At 71.7% G+C, this 22,744-nt stretch carries 17 protein-coding genes; 4 read left to right on the top strand and 13 right to left on the bottom strand.

The features are described 5' to 3' along the window. Window positions 1-22: 22 nt before the first annotated feature. From GFH49_RS12385 to GFH49_RS12340, 10 genes are all read right to left on the bottom strand, one after another. The gene (locus GFH49_RS12385; RefSeq protein ID WP_155055893.1) at window positions 23-1,876 is read right to left on the bottom strand and encodes an HEXXH motif domain-containing protein; all 1,854 of its coding nucleotides are present in this window, start codon (window positions 1,874-1,876) and stop codon (window positions 23-25) included. A 307-nt stretch (window positions 1,877-2,183) separates the two neighbouring features. Then, window positions 2,184-3,203: an effector-associated domain 2-containing protein gene (locus tag GFH49_RS12380; protein WP_268867492.1), complete on the bottom strand. Its 1,020-nt coding sequence runs from the start codon at window positions 3,201-3,203 to the stop codon at window positions 2,184-2,186. Window positions 3,204-3,297: 94 nt separating this feature from the next. Further along, the gene (locus GFH49_RS41455) at window positions 3,298-3,489 is read right to left on the bottom strand and encodes an endo alpha-1,4 polygalactosaminidase (protein ID WP_408055901.1); all 192 of its coding nucleotides are present in this window, start codon (window positions 3,487-3,489) and stop codon (window positions 3,298-3,300) included. A gap of 108 nt (window positions 3,490-3,597) precedes the next feature. After that, window positions 3,598-4,260 carry a spherulation-specific family 4 protein gene (locus GFH49_RS12370; protein ID WP_155055891.1) on the bottom strand — a complete coding sequence of 221 codons (663 nt, stop codon included), beginning with the start codon at window positions 4,258-4,260 and terminating at the stop codon, window positions 3,598-3,600. Continuing rightward, entirely contained in the window at window positions 4,257-5,156 is a 900-nt protein-coding gene (locus GFH49_RS12365; protein WP_155055890.1) for an NAD-dependent epimerase/dehydratase family protein, read from the bottom strand. The genes GFH49_RS12370 and GFH49_RS12365 overlap by 4 nt, the downstream gene beginning before the upstream one ends. Window positions 5,157-5,163: 7 nt before the next feature. Beyond that, window positions 5,164-5,877 carry a nucleotidyltransferase family protein gene (locus GFH49_RS12360; protein WP_155055889.1) on the bottom strand — a complete coding sequence of 238 codons (714 nt, stop codon included), beginning with the start codon at window positions 5,875-5,877 and terminating at the stop codon, window positions 5,164-5,166. A gap of 55 nt (window positions 5,878-5,932) precedes the next feature. Further along, the gene (locus tag GFH49_RS12355) at window positions 5,933-6,934 is read right to left on the bottom strand and encodes a GDP-mannose 4,6-dehydratase (RefSeq protein WP_155055888.1); all 1,002 of its coding nucleotides are present in this window, start codon (window positions 6,932-6,934) and stop codon (window positions 5,933-5,935) included. 65 nt (window positions 6,935-6,999) lie between these two features. After that, entirely contained in the window at window positions 7,000-8,445 is a 1,446-nt protein-coding gene (locus GFH49_RS12350; RefSeq protein WP_155055887.1) for a hypothetical protein, read from the bottom strand. Further along, window positions 8,442-10,082 carry a GT4 family glycosyltransferase PelF gene (pelF, locus tag GFH49_RS12345; RefSeq protein ID WP_230396257.1) on the bottom strand — a complete coding sequence of 547 codons (1,641 nt, stop codon included), beginning with the start codon at window positions 10,080-10,082 and terminating at the stop codon, window positions 8,442-8,444. Before pelF ends, GFH49_RS12350 begins: the two co-directional genes overlap by 4 nt. An 86-nt stretch (window positions 10,083-10,168) precedes the next feature. Next, window positions 10,169-12,292, bottom strand: a complete 2,124-nt coding sequence (locus GFH49_RS12340; protein WP_155055886.1) for a hypothetical protein — start codon at window positions 12,290-12,292, stop codon at window positions 10,169-10,171. Window positions 12,293-12,774: 482 nt separating this feature from the next. Here GFH49_RS12340 and GFH49_RS12335 point away from each other — a divergent pair, with 482 nt between their 5' ends. Then, window positions 12,775-14,826 carry a phosphocholine-specific phospholipase C gene (locus GFH49_RS12335; protein WP_155055885.1) on the top strand — a complete coding sequence of 684 codons (2,052 nt, stop codon included), beginning with the start codon at window positions 12,775-12,777 and terminating at the stop codon, window positions 14,824-14,826. Window positions 14,827-14,914: 88 nt separating this feature from the next. Then, window positions 14,915-15,742: an LURP-one-related family protein gene (locus tag GFH49_RS12330; protein WP_155055884.1), complete on the top strand. Its 828-nt coding sequence runs from the start codon at window positions 14,915-14,917 to the stop codon at window positions 15,740-15,742. 48 nt (window positions 15,743-15,790) lie between these two features. Here GFH49_RS12330 and GFH49_RS12325 read toward each other — a convergent pair whose 3' ends face one another. Both GFH49_RS12325 and GFH49_RS12320 read right to left on the bottom strand, forming a co-directional pair. Further along, window positions 15,791-16,726 carry a DMT family transporter gene (locus GFH49_RS12325; protein ID WP_155055883.1) on the bottom strand — a complete coding sequence of 312 codons (936 nt, stop codon included), beginning with the start codon at window positions 16,724-16,726 and terminating at the stop codon, window positions 15,791-15,793. Next, the gene (locus GFH49_RS12320) at window positions 16,723-17,559 is read right to left on the bottom strand and encodes a phosphatase PAP2 family protein (RefSeq protein WP_155055882.1); all 837 of its coding nucleotides are present in this window, start codon (window positions 17,557-17,559) and stop codon (window positions 16,723-16,725) included. The genes GFH49_RS12325 and GFH49_RS12320 overlap by 4 nt, the downstream gene beginning before the upstream one ends. 222 nt (window positions 17,560-17,781) lie before the next feature. On the opposite strand from GFH49_RS12320, the gene GFH49_RS12315 reads away from it, so the two are divergent. Further along, window positions 17,782-18,399 (top strand): TetR-like C-terminal domain-containing protein, encoded by a 618-nt coding sequence (locus GFH49_RS12315; protein ID WP_155055881.1) that lies wholly within the window; start codon window positions 17,782-17,784, stop codon window positions 18,397-18,399. 160 nt (window positions 18,400-18,559) lie between these two features. Here the strand turns inward: GFH49_RS12315 and GFH49_RS12310 are convergent, their stop codons facing one another. Further along, window positions 18,560-19,519, bottom strand: coding sequence for a DUF2510 domain-containing protein (locus tag GFH49_RS12310; protein WP_155055880.1), 960 nt, complete (start codon window positions 19,517-19,519; stop codon window positions 18,560-18,562). A 411-nt stretch (window positions 19,520-19,930) separates the two neighbouring features. On the opposite strand from GFH49_RS12310, the gene GFH49_RS12305 reads away from it, so the two are divergent. Then, window positions 19,931-22,615: an ATP-binding protein gene (locus GFH49_RS12305; protein ID WP_155055879.1), complete on the top strand. Its 2,685-nt coding sequence runs from the start codon at window positions 19,931-19,933 to the stop codon at window positions 22,613-22,615. The last annotated feature ends 129 nt before the right edge of the window (window positions 22,616-22,744 follow it).

The raw sequence follows: 22,744 nt of genomic DNA, 5'->3' as shown, positions 1-22,744 counted from the left end.
GCGATGGCTTCTTCGCTTCGGGTCATCTGTCCTCGGCCAGCCAGACTGCCAGCTGAACGGGGTCGTCCTGGTCCAGGCCGGCGGTCCTCAACGCCGCGTGGACAGCTCTGGCCCGTTCCGGATGTTCGAGCAGGAACCGAGAAACCCGACCGTGTTCGGGATCGTCAGCCAGGGCCCGTCCCAAAAGGGCCCAGGAGCCCGCCGGGGGATCATCGGCACGCAGTTGCTCCACCAGGACTCGGCGAGCGGCTGACCGCTCGCCGAGTGCCAGGAGCACATCTGCCCGTCCCGCCCCGCCGATCTGGTCCTCGGCCCGAGAGACCCAGTGCCCCCGTGGATCGGCGATGGTGTGCCGGGCAAGAGTGGCCGCGGTGTCGAGGCACACCGCCCCGGCGTCCGGAGCAGAACGCGGCGCGGCCTCCAGGAGGACGGATGGGCGTCCGTCTCCGCGCTTCCAGGCGCGTACGGCCTCGTCGACAGCCTGCGGGGAGGGGTGCAGATGATGGGCACGCCATTTGGCACGGTGATCTGTCGCCGCCTCGTACGCAAGGCGTATCCCCGTCCGGGACACCTCTTCACCCAACCACCGTTCACAACGCTCGCCCACCAGGTGCAGAAGACGGCGCCCTACGGCAGTCAACCGGGGATGCCGCCTGACATTCTTCAGGGTCTCCCACACTTGCTGACGGCAAAGAGAGAATTCGAAATCGGCCAATAATTCTGAAGCGGCAGATTTTCGGCGATGCGCCCGCCAGAAACGCGTTACACCGAAGAAGGCATATATTCCCTGAATGATGCCTTCCAGTGGACGGGGGTCATCGCGCCATGAAGCATAGAACAACTCGATCTCTGCATTCTCGTTTTCGACCCTGCGTAACAACGGTTCCAGATGTATGAAAGCGCCCAGCTTGATATGCTGGAATTCATGCACCAAGGTGGCCGCAAGCTGGGCAGGGGTGTCCGGTAGTGAAGCGCTGATCCCGCCGAAAGCCTCGCCTGCCGAACTGCTGTATGGCCGGAACTTCTCCCTCGCGTCCGCAGGTGCCAGAGAAATGAGCGGACCGTGCCGCATTTCCCACGCCGCAACCGGATCGTCACGTATGAGTATGTCCCACGCGTCGCTGAGCGATGAGCGCCAGACGTGCTCCTCCGCCGGGGACAGAAAGCGAGGTCCGCGGGGCGACGAAAAGGTACGGTAAGGATCATGCTCTTCCAGTACGAGGTGGAGGGCGGGCCCCGGCGGCCCGACCGTCAGCCGACGGGCCGGTAGCCAGCCAGGAGCAGCGTGCCGCCGGCCGGGATCCATGAGCACCTCTGTGCCGCCTGCGGTCATGCGCAGCGAGCCTTCCCGGCCGACGGCCTGTGCGGTCGCCCATGGCTCTACGTCCAGGCCCTCAAACCTCGCACAGCCCAAACCCGGAAGAGAAACGGTTCCCTGGTGGACCGGCACTTCCATGGCGAACGAAAGCCGGGCGCGGGTCGCTGCCGCAACGGCCAGCGCGGGCAGACGCCCCGTAACCACCCACAGCGGAAGCCGGCCGGAGGCGCCGTCCCTCAGCCGGCGCAGGGCCGAGGACACCCAGATGCCCGTGCCCGGAGACATCAGGATCTCTTCCACGAACTCGGGCGTCACCCGCTGAGCTCGCTCCAGCAGGTCCCATGCCTGGGCGACAGCCGCCGCCTCGTCGGCCGGGATGTCCTGGCGAACCCGGTCGAGGAAAGCACGCAGGAGCAGCATGCGGCGGCTGCGTTCGGCCTTCAGCAACCCGAGCATGAACCGGCCGGGGTCACCGTCATGGACAAGCGCCGGAACTTCCTCCGCGGAAAGGCTGTGGAAGGCTGGGTGGTTTCTGGCCGCGCCGACATCAGCACCCACGGATCCCCCCTGCGTCACTCCACTCGAGACGGGTTGCTGCCCCCGGCCCTGACCGAGTACGGGTCGTCGAGGTTGCTTATCAAGTGCTTGAGCGACTCGGTCAGATCTGGACCGTCCATGGAGCGCAGTTCCTCAAGAGATATGCCCGTAAGGTCCAGGATTCCAGAACCGTTCTCCGGACTGGCCTGCTCTGCGGCTGCCAAGTCCCCTCCTGTCAACGGCCGTTGCTCCATGCGGGGTCCTTCCCATGATGACCCAGAGTTGAGCCTTGCCGATACCCTGCGTACCGGCCAGTCACCATTTCACTTCATCCGTATTTGAGCGCTAATCGTCTCAGGATGCGTTCGAGGTGGCTGACCTCCGCCGAGTCCTGCTCCCAGTGCCGCAAGGCGTCGGTCACCGCGCTGAAGGTGCCCGGGTACCTCCGGCACGTGCGCAGTAGGCCGTGTACCTCGAAGCGGAGACTCCCGTCCCGGGGGCGCTGCGCCGCCAGACGCGGATCGGCCTCCTCCAGAACCGTGTCCAACCCGCCCGGCCGGCGCAGCGAAGGCAGGGCGGCCATCGCGTCCGTCACCTGCCATAGTTCGGCCGGATTCAGGAGAGACAGCAGCCGGGAGGGCACCGCAGGAAAGGACGGCTCCCCGGCGATCGGCAGTTGCGGCGGCAATCCGGCATGCCTGTGCATCATCGCCAGCTCGTCTTCCGCCAATACCTCGTACCAGCGGGCCACCCGCACCGCAGCCAGTCGGTTCAGGCCGTCCGCCCGATGATGCGCGGCAATCACACCGATGATCGCGTCCCCGAACCAGACGGCCGCACCGGACATGCCCTCCCAGGGAGAACGGTCCGGGCCCACCTCGTCGGCGGGCGGCGCGACAGCGACTTCCAGGGTCCCCTCGCGGCGGTTCGACAGAACGGAGACTCTGCCGTCCACGTGGCAGGAATCGCGGTATCGGGTCGGTCGCTCAGGCGCGGCACGGTCGGCACGGACGGCGGGCTGACGCATCTTGAACAGGGGGAACCCGACCGCGGAGACCTGCACCGTCACGTCGGCGTCCGGAACTCCCCCGAAGCGCGGGGGCGCGAGGGCCGACGGAAGCCCGGCAGGCAGATCTGTGAGTTCCAGCAGCGCCAGGTCGGCCCCCGCCGACGAGAACACGACCCGTGCCCCGGCTGCCCACTCCGCGGGGCGATCCGCCTCGAAACGGACTCGCAACGCGACTGCCGGCGTCTGCACGACATGCGCTGCGGTGACCACGTGACAGCCCGACACCCGGTAGCCGGACCCCCGTCGACCCGCGACACCAGTGGCGCGTCCCGTGATCACCTCGGCCACTCGGCTGATCTCCAGCCCTGCCGGACTCCTGTCGGGTTCGTCCACACGAGCCCTTTACCCCACCCAGCTGTCCGCCATGTCAGCCTCAGCAGGGCCGCCGCCACACCCCCGGCTCCGGTCTCTTACTGCGTGCGATGTCGGCGATCGTGCGGTTGTACGCCAGCCGGTCGCGCGCGGTCAGCGGGAATCCCGTCTCGTCGGCGTACCCCTCCACCAGGCCGGGCCGCACGGCGTCCACCTTGCGGCCGGCGCGGTGCAGCCGGGCCACCTCTGCCATCGGTCGCGGTGGGCCTTGTCGTGCCGTCGGTCCGGATGCCGCCCTCGGTGCCCGAACCGGCCGTCAGCCTCGTCGCCACCAGCACGCCGCACGCACATGCGGCACCTCTCATCGCTCCGTCTCCACCAGCGCGGGCGTCAACTCAGCCCAGGGGTTGGGAAGTTCACCCGTCACCGGCCCCGAGACCCCCGCGCCCCGCTCCCCAGCCGTACGGACGGCCAGCGGCACCAGCGCCTCGGGCACGCCGTAGACGAGATGGCAGAACCGCTCGGCCGGGTGCCGAGAGGTCCACGCCGGTCTGCTGAACGCCGAGACGTACGTCGACCAGTGGCCCTCGAACGTGACGACCAGGTCGGCCAGGCGGGCGTACCCCGGCGCCGGGTGGACGCCGGGGTTGAGGACGACCGGGGCCGCGCCGAGCCGTCGTACCGCCCGCACCAGGCGTCTGCAGGCGGCCAGTCCGTCGGGCGAGGCGGTCACCTGGTCGAGGAAGCAGCCGTCGGTCCCGTACCACTCGCGGTACCGGACGATGTCGGCCGTCACCTCGGCCGGGCTGCGGGCGCCGTAGTCGGTGTCGACGTATCCCAGCAGGCGGGCACCGGCCGCGCGCAGCGCTGCCGCCGCCGCGGTGAACGCGGGGTCGGGGGCCGGACCGGGGCCGCCCGCAGGGTTGAGGATCACCGCATACGTATCTGAGGCCGCCCCGATCAGGCGGTGCCAGGCGCCGGGATCCTCGGCCGGATGGACGTACAGCGGGATCAGCAGGCTCATGGACCCGGGCGTGCGGTCGCCGCCCACAGCTCGGCCAGTGAGTCGCCGAGGGTGTACGACGGCCGCCAGCCCAGCGCGTCCTCGGCGGCCGTGACGTCGGAACACTGCCACGAGACCTCCCCGGAGCGGGCGGATCCACCGCCGTTCTCCTCGATCCGCCCCCGGAACCGGGCGATGCGCGCCAGCGTCCGCACCAACTCCCGTACGGCAACGGCCTGTCCGCCGCTGATGTTGAGCACGCCCGGCAGGGGCCGCGGGGCCGACACCGCGAGCGCCGCCGCCCGTGCCACGTCCCGTGCGTCGACGAAGTCGCGGTACGCCGACAGATCGCCCAGCCGGATCACCGCGTCCGGGTCGTCACCCGCCTCGCGCAGCAGGCCCGCGATGCGGCCGGGCAGCCCGCCCGGCGGGGCGGCGGCCCCCACCGGGTTCCCCACCCGGAGCACCACCGCGTCCAGTCCCGACGTGGTGACGGCGACCGTACCGGCGAGCTTGGTCGCGCCGTACACGGCGACCGGGCGGGTGGCTTCCGACTCCGTCACCTTGGTGTCCCGGACGCCGGGGCCGTACTCGGCGGCCGAGCCCAGGTGGACCAGCCGGGCCACGGGGGCCGCCTTCCGCAGCGCCGCGCACAGCACCGCCGGTCCACGGGAGTTGACCTCGGTGAGGGTGACGGCGTCCCCTCCGGTCGCGCCCACGCAGTTGATCACGGCGTCGGGCTCCGCGTCGGCCAGGGTCCGGGCCAGTTCGTCCGCGCGGGCGGTCGCGAGGTCCATGCCGTACTCGGCGGCGGGCGAGCGGCCGGCGCCGAGCACTCGCACACCCGGCAGGGCGCGCAGGTGTTCGGCGACATGGCCGCCCAGATAGCCGGTGAAGCCCAGGACGAGAATGCGCATGGGGTGGTCAGGCTCCCTTCAGCAGCAGCGACTTGAGGGTGGTGAACTCGGCGTTGGCCCGGTCGTAGTCGTCGGGGCGGCCGATGTCCAGCCAGTACCCGTCGAACTCGTAGGCGTGCGGCGGGTTCTGTGTGTTCAGCAGGTCGAGGACCAGCTCGTCGAAGCCCAGCGGCAGCCCGGCGGTGTAGCCGTCGAGGGTGGACCGGGACAGCCCGTACACGCCCATGGAGACGCGGTAGTCCATGCTCGGCTTCTCGGTGAAGGCGACGATCCGGCTGTCGGCGGTGGTCAGCACACCGAAGTCGATGTGCACCTTGCGCGCGTACGTCGCGATGGTGAGCGGCGCGTCCGAGGCGCTGTGCCGGTGCAGGACGTCCGCGTAGTCGAGGTCGGTGAGGACGTCGCCGTTCATCACCAGGAACGTCTCGGGCAGCTTCTCGCGCATGGTGAGCAGCGGGCCCATGGTGCCCAGGGGGCTGTCCTCGGTGGCGTAGTCGACGGTCAGCCCCCACTGGCTGCCGTCGCCCACATACGCGCGGATGATCTCGCCCAGGTGGCCGATGGCTAAGGTGACGTGGGTGAAGCCCGCCGTGGCGAGCTGGCGCAGCACGATCTCCAGGATGGCGTGCTGGTCGCCGATGGGCACGAGCGGCTTGGGCAGCGCGGTGGTGTAGGGCCGCAGCCGGACGCCCTTGCCTCCCGCCAGGATCACTGCGTGCATGGGAACTCCTCCTTCGTGAACGCTTCTCGGGCGTTTGTCGATGTGCCTGACGGGCTCAGATGTTGTAGATGCCGGTCTTGTAGCGGGCCAGGTTGGCCGGGTCGCGGAAGAACTCGACGGTGTGCGCGAGGCCTTCCTCCAGGGAGTGCGCGGGCCGCCAGCCGGTGGCGGCGGTCAGCCGGCTCGCGTCGCAGACCAGGCGCATCACCTCGGAGCCCGCGGGCCGGATGCGGGCGGTGTCCTCGCGGACGTCGAGGCCGGTGTCCATCACCTTGCCGATCAGCGCGACGAGGTCGCCGACGGAGATCTCCCCGCCGGTCCCGGCGTTGAAGGTGCGGCCCACGACCTGCCCGGCGGGCGCGGTGCCGACGGTGAGGAACGCCTGCGCGGTGTCCTTCACGTAGGTGAAGTCGCGGGTGGGACGCAGGTCGCCGAGCGTGATCGTCCGTTCCCCGGCGGCCACCTGGCCGATGACGGTGGGGATGACCGCCCGCATCGACTGGCGCGGCCCGAAGGTGTTGAACGGCCGCAGCGTCACCACCGGCGTGTCGAAGCTCGCGTGGTAGCTGTCGGCCAGCCGGTCGCCGCCCGCCTTCGAAGCGGCGTACGGGGACTGGGTGTTGATGGGGTGGTCCTCGGTGATCGGCACGGTCCGCGCGGTGCCGTACGTCTCACTGGTCGAGGTGTGCACCAGCCGGGGCGTGCCCAGCGCGCGGACCGCCTCCAGCACGTTGAGGGTGCCGGTGACGTTGGTGTCCACGTAGCTGTGCGGCGCCTGGTAGGAGTACGGGATCGCGATGAGGGCGGCCAGGTGGTAGGCGCAGGCGGCGCCGTCGAGCAGACCGCGGACCGAGCCGGGGTCCCGTACGTCGCCGAGGACGATCTCGACCTGGTCGAGGACGTCCGGCGCCAGGGTCTCCAGCCAGCCGTAGGAGGAGAACGAGTTGTACTGCGCCATGGCTCTCACCCGGTGCCCGGAGGCGACCAGCGCCTCGGTGAGGTGCGAGCCGATGAATCCTTCGGCTCCGGTGACGGCGGCGAGTGGTGCGGTGGTCAACTCGGGTTCCTTCCGGTCGGTTGCGCGTCTGTGGGCAGGGGTCGGTTGCTTGCACGTGGTCCGCCTCACGCGTGCGGCGCGGGCCGTCCCAGCAGCCGCAGCACGTATCCGAGGAGACACAGGGCGGCGGCGCCGCAGCTGAGCGCGAGCACGCCGGTGTCCGATGGCCCGGCGAAGACGGTGAGCGCGCCCGCCCCGGCGGCGGCCGCGAGACACACCCCGGCGGGCGGCCAGGCCAGCCCGAAGGCCTGCAGCAGCAGCGCCGTCCACAGGGCCGCCGCGAGCAGCAGGAGAGGGGCGGGTTCGGTGTCGGTGAGCAGGGCCGCGGGGAGCAGGGGCAGCAGATAGGCGCCCAGGCAGAGGGCGAGGATGCCGGCCGACCGCACCTGGAACGCGGCCGGTGTGGCGGTCGCCCGCAGCGCCTTCACCGACAGCCCGCGGTACCGGTACAGCAGCCACTCGGCGGGCCCCATGCTCACGGTCAGCACGATCACCGCGTACGGCTGCTCCCGCCCCGTCAGCAGCACCAGCGCCCCCGCGGCCAGCCCGAACAGGCCGTACGGCAGCGACCGCAGGAGCGGGGGCCGGGGGGCGCCCGGCGCGGCGGAACCGGACAGGGCGGAGCGCAGCGCCCAGCCCGCCGCGGCGACCGCGCCGAGCAGGGACAGCAGCGGCAGCCCGGCCCGCAGCACGGCGCCGGGCTCCCACCACGGCAGCACCGTGGCACCGGCGATCAGCGGGGTGAGCGCGGCCAGCAGCAGCCGCTCCCCGCCCAGCACCAGCAGTACGCCGGCCGTCGCGAGGTACACCGACTGCGCCCCCGCGGCCAGGACCGCCGGACCGGACCCGGCGACCACCGCCCCCGCAGCCGTCGCCGCGACGGCGCCGAGCGGGGCGCCCTTCAGGAGCGTACGGCCCGCCTCCCGCCGTCCCGTCGTCATGCGCAGGAAGGCCCGGTGCCCCAGGGCCTGACCCCACGCCCAGGAGACGAGCCCGGCGACGATCAGTACCGACACGGCGCGGTCGGCGTGCCACAGCGGTGCGGTGAGCAGGTAGGCGAGTCCCGGCAGGGCGAACAGGGCGCCGCGCAGGGCGCACCGGATGTGGTCCGGTTGCCAGGGGTCGGCCGGTGGCGCGGGCTCGGGGAAGGAACGCGGCACCCGCTCGTACAGGGCGGTGGCGAGGGAGAACAGGTTCGGGTGGCCGTAGCGCTCCTGGATGACCTCGGCGGTCAGGCCCTCCGACTCCAGCAGCGCGGCGACCTCGTAGGAGTGCACGGCAGGGCCGATACGGTCGGCGAGGTCGGCGGCGAGCGAGTCGACCGCGGCGTGGTCCGCGCCCCAGCGCGGCTGCCGCAGAGTCAGGGTGCGGTCCGCGCCCCAGCGCGGCCGTCGCAGGGGCAGGGTGCGGTCCGCGGCAACGCGCCCACGAGGTAAGGGGTCCTGGGCCAGCCGGAGGGAAAGCGTGTCTCCTTCCGTGCCGCCAGGTTCGAGCGCCATCGGTCCGCTCATCCGGCCATGCTCCCTGTCCTTACGTCTGCCTGAGCGGGCTGCTCGGCGCTCTCCGGCGTCCAGATCCGGTCCGAGCGCTCCCTCTCGAATCCTCCCCCGCTCATGGGGGTCTCCCATCGCGGCGGAGCCGCACATCGACACAGCCCCGCGCCCCTTCGGTGCGCTGCCGGACCGCGGTCGACTTCACCGGGTCCGCCGAGCGCCGCCAGCTCCCGGTAGATGGAGCGGAAGGTGTCGACGGTCTGGCGCAGGGTGAACTGCTGGATCACCCGGAGCCGCGCCGCCTCGCCCATCGAGCGGCGGCGCTCCGCGTCGCCCAGCAGCTCCAGCGCGGCGGCGGCCATCCTGGCCGGGTCGCGCGGCGGTACGACGAGGCCGGTGTCCCCGACGGCCTCCCGCACTCCGCCGACGTCGGTGGAGACGGTCGCCCGCCCGCAGGACATGGCCTCGATCAGGGTGAACGGGAAGCCTTCGCTGATGCTGGAGAGCATCACGACGTTCCCTGCCGCGTAGGCGTCCTTGATGTCCTCGACCCGGCCCTCGAAGGTGACCGCGTCGGCGTGACCGAGCTCGGCGGCGAGGGCCTCGCACCGCTGCCGGTAGGCCTCGCCGCCACGTGGTGTGCCGCCGAACAACCGCAGTGCGGCGTCCGGGAGCCGGCCCCGGACCAGCGCGAACGCGCGGATCAGCGTCTCCAGGTCCTTGATCGGGTCCACCCGCCCCGCCCAGCTGAGCGTCGGCCGGTCCGGCTCGGGGCCGGCGGGCGGGAAGGCGCCGGGGTCCACGCCGTTGTAGACGGTGCGGATCGACTCGGGGTCCGCACCGCCCTGTTCCTCCCACAGCCGGTTGTAGCGGTTGCCGGGAGTGATCAGCGCCGCCCTGCGGTACGTCTCCTCGGCCAGCAGCCGGAAGAAGCCCAGGACGACGGCCTTCACCGGCCAGCGGTACGGGGCGGTGCGATAGCCGAGGTAGCGCTCGCGGAGATAGACGCCGTGTTCGGTGAGCAGCAGCGGGACGCCGTGCCGTTCGAGCGCGGCGAGCCCCGGCAGTACGGCGACGCCGCCGCTGACCGCGTGTGCCACCCCGGTGTCGGGTGGGGGCGTGGCCAGGGGGCGCAGGGCGTGCTCCAGCAGTGCGGTCGCGGTGATCGCGTCGTGCAGGGTCGGCCGGGCCTCCCGCACGGCCAGGCCCGGCCGGTTCCACACCGCGGTGAGCACACCGATCGCCTTGTCACCGCGCAGAAAGGGGCTCAGCGCGCCGTCCGCGGCGGCCCGCGCCATCGCGTACAGGGCGGCGGCGAACCCGCCCTCGGCGGCGGGGTCGAGCAGCGCGGTGAGGAACTGCTCGTAGGCGGAGGCGAGTTGCCTCCCGCTCCTCCCGCGGGGCGCGCGGCCGTCGGGCGCGGGGCCCCACATGGGGACGGAGACGACGCGCGCGACATGCTCGGGGAGGTCCCAGACGAGCGGTTCGCGTCCGGTGCCGGTGACGGCGATGACGTCGAAGCCGAGGTCGGGCATGCCGGTGACGAGCTGGTCGCACCAGACGCTCACCCCGCCGTGACTGTGGGGGTAGGTGCCTTCGGTGAGGAGGGTCACGCGCGTCGCGCCGGAGCGTCGCGCGCCGTGGTGAACGTGCATGGTGGGGGCTCCACGGCCGAGGTCGGTGGCGGTCGTACCGGCCCCGGCCGCACAGGGTGCGGCCCAGGCCGTCGTGCGGGCCGTGCTCAGTTCTCCGGGGCGTACGGCACCTGTTCGGTCACACCGGCGGGCACCGTCGTCGGGGGAGTGGTGGAGGTGGTCGAACCGTCCGGCGCGTCGGCGGTCGCGGTCGGGGAGGCGGTGGACGACGGCAGGGTGAGCGTGAGCGGCTGCCCGGCCGAGGCGGTCCAGCCGGACACCGCGCCCGCGTAGGCGGTACCGAAGGCGGCGCCGTCCTGCGTGGTGCCGGTGGGCAGGGTCGCGGTCATGGCCACGCCGTCCGGCGCCTCGACGGTGACGGTCCCGCCGACGCGGTAGGCGGTGACCTGACCGGCGTCGAGCGCCGCGTCCCAGGCCGCGCGCCGCTGCGTCTCGATGCCGAGGTCCTTCATCGGCAGGTTCACCACGGGCGTGTTGTCCGCGAACAGCGTGTCGTAGGTGTCGAGGACACCGTCGAGCACCGGATAGGCGATACGGTCCTCGGTCAGGTTCGACTGGTGGATGTAGTGCGGTTTGGGGTCGTTGGACAGCACGTGCCCGAGCGCGGTCCGCGTCTCCAGCGGCACGATGTGGTCGGCGTAGCCGGTTGCGGTGTCCAGCGGCGCCGTCAGGCAGGTGGAGGTGGCGGGGTTGTCCTCGCAGACGCCGCTGCCGCCCTGGGCGCGGCTGGTGTAGATCCAGTTGTACTCGTCGACCTGCTCGGCGGCCCGCCCCGCGTTGTAGAAGATGTTCATCGGGTAGCGCGAGACGGTCGTCGCGGGACCGACCTGACGCTGCGCGGGATCACGGGAGTAGTCCGAGGCGAGCCACTCGATCCCGTTGTCGGCCAGCGCGGGCGCCAGGTTGGGGTTGTCCTCCGGCTGCTGCGGCAGGATCCTCAGGCCCGAGTGCTCGCCGGTCACCAACTCCTCGGTGTCCAGCGGGAGTCCGTTGGTCTGGCCCCAGGAGCGGTTGTTCGCGATCTCGTCGGAGATCTCGCTCTGGCTGACCCACTGGGTGGTGCCGTCCGCGTTGGTGGCGCACTGCCACGGCACCACGCTGACGTCCTGCACACAGCCGAGGTAGGAGTGCGAGTAGGTGTGGTTGACCCAGCGGAAGCTGCCCCGGTCGGCGATGAACTGGTCGGCGAGTTCGTCCTGGCCGTTGTTCTCCTCGCGGTGCGTCTCACTGCCCGCGCCGTTGTAGACCATGTCGAGGGTGATGCCCTGCCGGTCCTGCCACTCCAAGGCGTAGTCGACGTCGGCCGGGGTCATCCGGATCGGGTCCGACGCCCCCTGGCCCGGCGGGCAGTCGATGTCGCCCGGCGTGCAGTTGAGTTCGGTGTCCCAGCGGTCGTCCGCCCCGAAGACGTCGTCGACGTGCACCGCGAAGTAGTTGCGGGAGGCGCCGAGGTGCACCCCGTCGGTCATCCACTCCACGATGCCGCGGGCCAGCAGCTGGAACTGCTGCTGGTGCTGGTTGTAGACGAAGGTGACGACGAGTTCCCGCCGCCCGTCGTGCCGGTACTCGCCGACCAGCGAGCCCCGGGTGGACTGCCCCGGGATCGCCGCGTCGACGTACGGCGTGAAGTCCGCGCCTTCCGCCGGTGTCGACAGATAGGCGTAACTCTCGCCCACGTCGGGGGAGTCGTCATCGAACGGCACGGTTCCGTCCAGATAGGCGAACGGTCCCGCCGCACCGGCCTCGGTGACCTCGGCCGTCACACCGTCCACGCTGCCCGAGTAGCCCGGGTAGTCGAGCCCGGCCTCCGGACGCGCGTAGGTGTAGGCGTCGACCTGCGGGATCGCGTACGTCTGCTCATAGGCCACCAGCGCCGCCATCTCGGCGGAACCGGCCGGGAACGGGTTGTCGTTGGGCAGCACGACCGCCTGGAACTTGGCGCGCGGTACGCCGTCCACCGTGTCCGCCAGGAAGTCCGCGTCGATGCTCGGTCTCGCCGCGTCCTGGAGGTCGATCTCGGTGTACGGCGTTCCGGCCGTGTCCAGTTCGGCCGCGATGGCGTCGGTGGACGGGCCTCCGTCGCTGACCACGAGGACTCGCAGGTCGACACGGGGCGTGACCGTGTCGGCGTGGGCCGCCGCGGCTGGCAGGACCAGCGAGGCGATGAGCGCTCCAGCGGTGAGCGCGGCAGTACGTATGGTCCGCATCATGCGGTGATGTCCCCTCCTGGGCGGGCATGAGCAGCGCTCCCGCGCGGAGTGGACGCACCCCACGCGCGACGCCACGCCCCCCTCAGACGCCAGTCGTCGACGCATTCGCCACGTCATATCGTGATGTGCCTGTGTAGCTTTTGTGGTCTTGCCGCGAAACGTGACGGAAAAGTGCACGCGTCCGAGTGGGTCTTGAGGCGGGCTGAACGCCCGCTGGAGACAGTGGAGTTGACCGATCCCGGTGCTTGGGAGCCGCGCGGTGATCGTCCGGAATTGGACTATTGGCATCTCGCGATGCGGACGGTGGCGGGCCGTGTCCGCGCGCCTCGGATGCCGCCCCCGCACCTCTCGTACCGCCGACTTTCACACGAGGGTCACCAGACCCTTCCCTGACGTTCGGTGCCCTTGGAACACTCCTTCCGCGCGCGTTCCGTCCGGCAGATCCGACGGTCGAACACCCCCAAGGGAGAGGTCCCTCACCCATGCCCGAAGTCAACCGGCGCCGATTCCTCCAAGTGGCGGGCGCCACCACGGCCTTCGCCGCCCTGGCGAGCAGCATCGAGTGCGCCGCCGCGCTCCCCGCGAACCACCGCACCGGGTCGATCGAGGATGTCGAGCACATCGTCGTCCTGATGCAGGAGAACCGCTCCTTCGACCACTACTACGGCGCGCTCAGAGGAGTCCGCGGCTTCGGTGACCCGCGGCCCGTGACCCAGCACAACGGCAAGTCCATCTGGTACCAGTCGGACGGCACCAAGGACCTGCTGCCCTTCCACCCGGACGCCGACGACCTCGGCATGCAGTTCCTGGAGGGCCTGCCGCACTCCTGGCCCGACGGCCACTCCGCCTACAACCAGGGCACGTACGACAACTGGGTGCCCGCCAAGGGCTCCACCACCATGGCGTACCTGACCCGCGACGACATCCCCTTCCACTACGCGCTCGCCGACAAGTTCACCATCTGCGACGCCTACCACTGCTCGTTCATCGGCTCGACGGACCCGAACCGGTACTACATGTGGACGGGCTGCACCGGCAACGACGGCACGGGCGGCGGCCCGGTCCTCGGCAACGACGAACTGGGCTACGGCTGGACCACGTACCCCGAGCGACTGGAAGAGGCCGGGATCTCCTGGAAGATCTACCAGGACATCGGCGACGGCCTGGACGCGGCCGGCTCCTGGGGCTGGATCCAGGACGCCTACCGCGGCAACTACGGCGACAACTCCCTGCTGTACTTCAACAGGTACCGGGGTGCCGAGCCCGGCGACCCCTGGTACGACAAGGCCCGCACCGGCACCGACGTGAAGAACGGCGACGGCTACTTCGACCGGCTGAAGGCCGACGTCAAGGCCGGCAGGCTGCCGCAGATCTCCTGGATCACCGCCCCGGAGGCCTTCTCCGAGCACTCCAACTGGCCCACGAACTACGGCGCCTGGTACATCGCCCAGGTCCTGGACGCGCTCACCTCCAACCCCGCGGTCTGGGCGAAGACGGCGCTGTTCGTCACGTACGACGAGAACGACGGCTTCTTCGACCACGTCGTGCCGCCGCTCCCGCCCAGGTCCGCCGCGCAGGGCAAGTCCACGGTGGATGTGCGGCCCGACCTCTACCCGGGCGACGCCGGCCGGGTGGCCGGTCCCTACGGCCTGGGCCCGCGGGTGCCGATGCTGGTCGTCTCGCCCTGGAGCAAGGGCGGTTACGTCTGCTCCGAGACCCTCGACCACACCTCGATCCTGCAGTTCATGGAGCGCCGGTTCGGCGTGCGCGAGCCGAACATCTCGCCGTGGCGCCGCGCCGTCTGCGGTGACCTCACCTCCGCGTTCGACTTCTCCCGCGAGGACCCGCGCCCCGTCGACCTGCCGGACACCGACGCCTACGAGCCGCCGGACCGCGAGCGCCACCCCGACTACCGGCCCACCCCGCCCGCCGACCCGCGGCTGCCCAAGCAGGAGCGCGGGCTGCGCCGGTCCCGGCCACTGAAGTACGCCCCGTACGCGGACGGTTCGGCCGACACCTCGGCCGGGAAGTTCACGCTCACCTTCGCCACGGGCGCCAAGGCGGGCGGCGCCTTCCACGTCACCTCCGGCAACCGCACCGACGGCCCGTGGATGTACACCACCGAGGCGGGCAAGTCGATCGCGGACACCTGGGACTCGGCCTGTTCCAGCGGCTCGTACGACCTGACCGTGCACGGCCCGAACGGCTTCGTGCGTGCCTTCAAGGGCGTGAACAGCACCGAGGGGCCGGAGGTCACCGCCCGGCACAGAGGCGACGGCATCGAGCTGACCTTCACCAACAAGGGCTCCGCGACGGTGGAGGTGGAGGTCGCAGACGGCTACAGCGGCCGGACGCGGCGTTTCGTGGTGCGGCGCGGTGCCGCCGTGCGGCACAGCTTCGACCTCCGGGCGAGCAGGCAGTGGTACGACCTGACGGTCACCTCCGACGCCGACTCCGCGTTTCTGCGGCACTTCGCCGGACGAGTGGAGACCGGGCGTCCCGGGGTGAGCGACCCGGCCGTCATCACCGGATGACCGGCACTGCAACGGGCCGGTAAAGCCTGCTGCGTACGGGATGGCCGGGGCTGGTCAGATGCCGGTGTGCTCGGGGTAGTGTGCCCCGGTGACCACGCATTCGAACACACCTGCAGGCTGGTACGCCGATCCGCACGGCGCCCCCCGGACCCTCCGCTACTGGGACGGGGCGCAGTGGACCGAGCACACCGCGCCGGACCAGCAGGCGCAGCACACCGGCCCGGTGCCGCCGCAGCAGCAGCCGGCCGGTCAGGATCCGCGGGTGCGGCGCCAGGTGCAGCAGCAGGCCGGAGTCGCCGCGGGCGGCTCCGGCGGCGGCACCCTGTTCACCGAGCCGGTCCTGGTGGTCAACCAGAAGGCCAAGCTGATCGAGCTGACCAACGAGTACAAGGTCATGGACCAGCACGGCAACCAGATCGGCTCGGTCGTCCAGGTCGGGCAGAGCGCGCTGAAGAAGATCGTGCGCTTCTTCGCCAGCCTGGACCAGTTCATGACGCACCGGCTGGAGATCCGGGACGCCTTCGGGCAGCCGGTGCTGCTGCTGACCCGGCCGCGCAAGTTCCTCAAGTCCCGGGTGATCGTGGCCCGTCCGGACGGGCAGCCGGTCGGTGAGATCGTCCAGCAGAACGTCTTCGGGAAGATCAACTTCGCGATGAATGCGAACGGCGGTCAGGTCGGCGCGATCAAGGCGGAGAACTGGCGGGCCTGGAACTTCGCGATCGTGGACCACGCCGACAACGAGGTCGCCCGGATCACCAAGACCTGGGAAGGCCTCGCCAAGACGATGTTCACGACCGCGGACAACTACGTCCTCCAGGTCCACTACCAGCTGCCCGAGCCCCTGCTGAGCCTCGTGGTCGCGACGGCCCTGACCGTCGACACGGCACTCAAGCAGGACAACCGCGGCCTGGGCTGACCCCGCTCACCTGTGGCCCTGGCTCACAGGGGTGTGAGGTGTCCCGGTTCAGGCTGCCAGGGCACCGGCACCGGGCCCGCCCGGCACCGGGGTTGCCGGCTTCAGCGCCGGTTCCGGTGCGGCCGAACCGGGCTCCAGGGCGAGTACGGCGGCCACCGGGTGGTTCTCGGGGGTGACCCGGGTCAGCAGCACCACACCCCAGGACGCCAGTGCCGCCCCCGCCAGCGCGAGGAAAGCACCGAGCGCGCCGCCCCGCAGCCCCTCGCCCAGCAGCGACAGCCCGATCACCGCGGCGGCCACCGGGTTGGCCAGCGTCACCACGGCGAGCGGGGCACCCAGGCCGCCCCGGTAGGCGAACTGCGACAGCAGCAGCCCGCCGACGGCGAAGACCGCGACGAGCAGCGCCACCCCGATCACCTGCCCGCTGAGCAGCGGGCCGGAGCCGTCCGTCGCGGCGACCGTCACCGTCTGCGTGAGCGCGGACCCGACGCCCGAGGCCACGCCGGAGGCGGCGGCGTGCCGCAGCCCCGACCGGTCGCCGGGCCGCCCCAGCAGGCCGATCAGCGCCGCGCTCACCCCCGCGACCGCCAACGCCTCCGACACGCTCAGCACCTGGTCGGGCTCGGACCCGGAGGCCACGACGAGGATCGCGGCGAGCCCCACGAGCGTGAACACCGTGCCGCGCCACTCCACCCCGCTGACCCGCCGCCCGGCCATCCGCGCCCCCATCGGCACCGCGGCGACCAGCGTGAGCGCACCCAGCGGCTGTACGACGGTGAGCGGACCGTACCGGAGCGCCACCACGTGCAGGAGCGCGCCGGACGCGTTCAGCGCGACCGAGGACCACCAGGCGCCGGTGGTGAGCAGCCGCAGCAGGTTCGCCCCCTGTGTCCGGGAGGCCAGCCGTTCCTGGGCGACGGCCGCGGTCGCGTAGGCGACGGCGGAGCAGAGGGACAGCAGGACGGCGATCATCGTGCCGCTCATCGTCCCGCTCCCACCAGGACGTCCTCCTCCGCGGGCGCGAGGGCCTGCTGACCGCGTCCGGCGGTCGTGGCCGTCGGGTGCGGCGAGCGAGGCGGGACGGGGGTCCCCCCGGACGGGATCCGGGGCCGGATCACCGCGAGCGCGAGGCCGAGCATGACCCCGGCCACGATCGCGTCGAGCCAGTAGTGGTTCGCCGTCCCCACGATCACCAGCAGCGTCAGCAGGGGATGCAGCAGCCACAGCCAGCGCCACCGCGACCGCGTCGCCGCGATCAGGCCGATCGCCACCATCAGTGCCCAGCCGAAGTGCAGCGACGGCATCGCCGCGAACTGGTTCGAGAGGGTGTCCGTCTCCGGTGAGCCGTACACGGACGGCCCGTACACCTGTGCGGTGTCCACCAGACCGGCCGCCGCCAGCATCCGCGGCGGGGCCAGCGGGAACACCAGGTGCACCACCAGCGCGGCCGCGGTCACCACGGCGAGCACCCGGCGGGCCCAGACGTAGTGCGCCGGGCGCCGCAGATACAGCCAGACCAGGAAGGCCACGGTGGCCGGGAAGTGGACCGTGGCGTAGTAGGTGTTCGCGAGGTGGACCAGACCGTCGTTGTCCAGCAGCAGGGACTGCACCGCGCCTTCGCCGGGCAGATGCACCGCTCGTTCCAGGTCCCACACGTCATGCGCGTTGCGGAAGGCCTCGCCGGTGTGGCCGGTCGCCAGCATTCGGCCGAACCGGTAGACAAGGTAGAGCCCTGCGACGAGCAGGAGCTCACGGACGAGCTTCGGGCGCGCTATCGCGTCGGACTTCGCTTCGGCAGGCTCGGTGCGGGCATTCATCCCCCGGCCCTTTCTCGCTGATGTGGTGCGTCTGGTGGTGTGGACGAACTGGTTGCTCATCGATACGGCCAAGTACCGATACGGCTGAGTGCCGATACTAGACCGTTTCGAAACGACACTGTACCGAAACGAGGTAGTACCGGTACAGTGTCGTTTCGATAGACGTACGACACATTGGAAGGCGGGCCCCGGGGCGCCGCGCACGAGCGAGGGGAAGAGTCCATGACGTCGCAGGCCGCGGACGGACCGGAGACGGTCGTCGCCTCGCGCCGCTCCAAGCTGACGCCCGAGCGTGAGCAGGAGTTCTTCGACGCCGTTCTCGATCAGATCCGCAGCTGCGGATACGACGCCGTGACCATGGACGGCGTCGCCGCCAGCACCAGGTGCAGCAAGTCCACGCTCTACCGGCAGTGGAAGACCAAGCCGCGGTTCGTCGCGGCGGCGCTGCGCTCGAACCGCGAGGTCCGCTTCACGGGCATCGACACCGGATCACTCGCCGAGGACCTGCGCGAGGTCGCGCGCGCCGCGGCCGAGTGGTCGACGGCGGACAGCACCACACTGCTGCAGGCGCTCGGCCACGCCGTCGTCCAGGACCAGGAGCTTCAGCAGGCGCTGCGTGAGGCGCTCGTCGAGCCGGAGGTCGCCGCGCTGGAGGCGATCCTCCGGCGCGGGGTCGAGCGGGGCGAGGTCGCGGACGGCCATCCCGCGCTGGCGTATGTCCCGGCGCAGATGTTCGGCGTCCAGCGGGTGCGACCGGTCCTGGAGGGGGAATACGCCGACCCCGATTACCTTCTGAGATTCGTGGAGGCCGCCGTGCTGCCGTCACTCGGCCTGACCTGAGACCCAGGCCGCCGTCCGTGGGATGACTGGACGGTGACCTGTCCGCGCCGCACCGTGGGGACGGGGGCGGCGCGCACCCCCGGCCGGGTGGGGTTCCTCTTGAGCGGAGGGGCGCCCCACCCGGCCGACTCATGTCCGGGGTGAAGAAGAAAGGATCGGCTCAGACGTCCTGGCCGCTGCCGCCGCCGGAGGACACCTTGATGCCCTTGGTGATCTCGTCGATCGTGGACTGCTTCTCGCTGACGTCGACGCCGATCCGGATGACGACGATCTGCTCGGAGTTCGCGGGCGAGGGGAAGGCCAGCGACTCGACGTACCCGTCGGCACCCACGTCGGTGACCGCCTTCCAGCGGACCTGGTAGCCCTTCTGCCCGGCCACGGTGACGGACTTGGAGGCCAGCACCTCGTGCGAGGTGATCCCGCCGTAGGTGTCCCCGCCGTACGACTCCTCCGCGTTGGCCGTGATGTCCGCCTTGGCGACCTCCTCGGCCGTGCTGCCGGCGGTGCCGAGCGCGAGGGCGGGAGCCGAGTAGGCGCCGCCCTTGGTGCAGGAGGCGGAGGTGTCGCCCGGGCAGTCGTAGGAGTCCTCCGACGTGACCGATGCGCCGACCGACAGGGTCTGGCCGTACCAGCCGTCGGGGATGGGGATGCTGATCCCGCTGATCGCGTCGGTCACCGACCCGCTCTCGACCCTCGGCGGCTCGGACGTCTCGGGCGTGGGCGTGGTGCCGCCGCCCCCTGATCCGCCGGAGCCGCCGCCGAACGGGTCGCTCGGCGCGCTCGGCGTCGGCTGCGAGCCGGTGGCGCTGCTGCTCCCGTCGTCCCCGGACAGCGTGTACACGCCCAGGCCGATGCTCGCCAGGACCGCGGCCGCCACCGCGACGGCTATGCCCGTACTCAGTCCGCGCCGCGCACCCGCCGGCGGCGGGTCGGGATACCCGGGGTAGCCCGGATATCCGCCGTCGAACTGCGGCTGTGTCGGGGGACCCCATGCGGCGCCCGACCCCGCAGGGCGGGTCTGGTCCGTCCATGCCTCGCCGTCCCACCAGCGCTCGGTGGGAGGCCCGTCACTTGTCTGCCCGGGGTCTGCGTGCCAGCCCGGAGGAGTCGCCTGCGTCATGGCCCCACCGTAGGAGGCGTCGGTGAAAACAGGATGAGAGGGCCGGAACCCGGAATCGGGGTGAGTGCGCCTATTTCGGGATGGGTCGTACAGCGGATTCTGTCGCGGACGGTGGAAGGCGCGGTCCGTCCCGCCCGGCGCTCCCCGCGGGCGAGCACGACCGCAGCCGTGCCCCCGGCCACCCGGCCGCTCCTCCGTCAAGTCCACACGTCCACGGAAGTCACCTTGATTCCCACCGTTATTGACTGTCCGTCACCTTGACGAGCGCAGGTCGCACGCCGTGCGCGTCGCCCGCGGTCCCGCACTGTCACCCGTCACGGCAACAGCTCACCGGACCCGCCCGCACCGAGACGACCGGAGGGCTACGCTCGGGTTCGGTACGTCGTTGACGCGACTTGGGGAGGTAGCGGGATGACGGAGGTACGGCCCACGGCGGCCGCCTCGGCTTCCCTGTGGGAGCGTGACCGGGAGGTCGCCGCCGTGGAGGAGGCCGTCGCCACCCTGCGCGCGGACCGCTCGTCCTCGGGCAGCCTCCTGATGGTCCGGGGCGAGGCCGGGCTCGGCAAGACCGCGCTGCTGGCCGAGACCCGCCGCATCGCCGAGGCACGCGGCTGCACGGTCTGGTCCGCCCGCGGCGGCGAGACGTTGAAGTCCGTCCCCTTCAACGTCGTACGACAGCTGCTGCAGCCCGCGCTGGTGTCGCTGATGCCGGAGGAGGCGCGCGAATACCTCGGCGACTGGTACGACATCGCCGGCCCCGCCCTGGGCATCACCGACCCCGGCGACCGGCGGGCCGACCCGCAGGGCGTGTGCGACGGACTGGTCGCCGCGGTGTGCCGGCTGGCCCGGCGCGACTGGCCGCTCGTGCTGCTGATCGACGACGCCCACTGGGCCGACCAGGAGACCCTGCGCTGGCTCGCCGCCTTCGCCGAACGCCTCGACGACCTGTCCGTACTCGTCGTGGTGGCCCGCCGTCCCGGCGAGGTCGGCGCCGACAGCGCCCGCTACCTCGACGCGGTCGCCGCGGCGGCGGGCCGGCCGGTCGCCAGCCTGAGCGCCCTGACCCCGGACGCGACCGCGGGCCTCACCCGCGCCACCCTCGGCCCGCACGCCGACGCCCCGTTCTGCCGCGAGGTCTGGGCGGTCACCGGCGGCAACCCGTACGAGACCGTGGAACTCCTCGCCAAGGTCCAGGACAGCGAGATCGAACCCGTCGAGGCACAGGCCGACGAACTGCGCGCCCTGAACCGCTCGGCCCGCGGCGGCGGCCTCGTCGCCCGCCTGGAGGAACTCGGCGTCGACGCCACCCGGTTCGCGTGGGCCGCCGCGATCCTCGGCGCGGACATCTCCGTCGACCTGGTCGCCCGGCTCGCCACCATGGGCCACGACGAGGCCGTGCGCTGTGCCGAACTGCTGCGCAGCGCCCGCATCCTCACCGATCCCGACCCCGCGGACGCCCGCACCGGCGACGGCGGCCTGGAGTTCGTCCACCCGCTGATCGCGACCGCCGTCTACAACTCCATCCCGCCCGCCCTGTGCACCGCGATGCACGGCATCGCCGCCCAGGTCGTCACCGACTCCGGCCGCGGCGCCGCGGCAGCCTCCCGGCATCTCCTCCAGGTCCACCCGGACGACGACGAGGAGGTCGTCGAGCAGCTGCGCGAGGCCGCCCGCGAACACCTCGCCGTCGGCGCCCCCGATGCGGCCCGCCGCTGCCTGGAACGCGCCCTGGTGGAGACGCCGCTGCCCGAGGTCCACGCGCTCGTGCTCTACGAACTGGGCTGCGCCACCCTGCTGACCGCGCCCGCCACCACCATCGACCACCTCCAGTCCGCGCTCGCCATGCCCGGCCTGGGCGGCGCCGAACGCGTCGACGCCGTCTTCCGGCTCTCCCAGGCACTGCTCCACAACGACCAGCTGGAGGAGGCCGTGCGCACGGTCGAGGCGGAGGCCGCCCGGCACGAAGCGGGTCCGGCCAAGCTGCGCCTGCAAGCCGTGCAGTACATGTGGGAGGGCATCTACGCGGGCGAGACGACCACGCCGGGCCGCTCCGAGCGGCTCGCCCGACTCGCCGCGACCTGCACCGGCAAGGACAACTCCGAGCGTGCCCTGCTGATGCTGCGCGGCTTCGACGCCATGACCCACGGCGAGAACGCCGAGGAGGTCGTCGAGATGTGCGACCGCTCCCTCGTCAACGGCCGTCTCGCCCCCGGACTCGGCTGGACCGACACCGAGTGGGGCATCGAACTGCTGCTGATGCTGGCCAACGCGTACGCCTACACCGACCGCCTCGACCGCGCCGACGCCCTCTACACGGAAGCCCTGCGGGCCTACGAGACCGCAGGCTGGAGCGGCGGCCACCTCGCCCTGGCGCACGCCTATGTCGGCCTCGGCCACCGCAGAAGGGGCCGGCTCAGGGAGGCGGAGACATCCCTGCGCGAGGGGCTGCGGCTGGCCGAGCGCGTCGGCCGCGGGCTGCCCCTGTACTGGACGGCCACCTGCATCCTCGTGGACACGCTGCTCGCCCGCGGGCATGTCGACGAGGCCTGGGCGATCGCCGATCAGCACGGATTCGCCCCGCCCTACCCGTCCACCATCCTCCTTCCCGACCCGCGCTCGGTACGCGGCCGTCTCCTGCTGGCGACCGGTCGCACGAAGGACGGCATCAACGAGCTGGAGGCCGCGGAGAAGGCGGCGAGTGCGCGAGGCCACCACAACCCGGTGATGGTCCCCTGGGCGGTCGACCTGGCCCGGGCCCTCGCCACCGAGGACCCGGCCCGCGCCGCCCGGCTCGCCTCCGACGTCCGCCGCCAGGCCGAGCGGTTCGGCACGGACACCGCCATCGGCGAGGCCCTGCGCTGCGCCGCCGCCCTGGAGACCGGCCAGCGCGCGGTCCGGCTCGCCGCCCAGGCGGTTGCCTACCTGGAGGCCTCGCCCTGCCAGTACGAGCACGCGGCCGCCCGCGTCGAGTACGGCATCGCCGCCCGCTCCGTCGCCGAGCTCAACCGGGGCCTGGCGCTGGCGCGTTCCTGCGGCGCCGACGGACTGGTGGCCCAGGCCCGAGAGGTCCTGGAGAGGGGGCGCGGGCTGTGGTAGACGCCGGGCGGGTCAGGCGGGTCAGGCGCGCGGCAGTTGCTCGGTGACCGCTGCCGGCCGCTGCCGCACATCGTGTCTGTCGCCGAGTTCAACTGGGGTTTGGCGCTGGCGCGTTCGTGCGGCGCGGAT

It is taken from the genome of Streptomyces blattellae (assembly GCF_009709555.1).
Taxonomy (GTDB): Bacteria; Actinomycetota; Actinomycetes; order Streptomycetales; family Streptomycetaceae; genus Streptomyces; species Streptomyces blattellae.
Note: the sequence above shows the minus strand (reverse complement) of the source record. Positions and strands in the feature narration are given on the sequence as shown.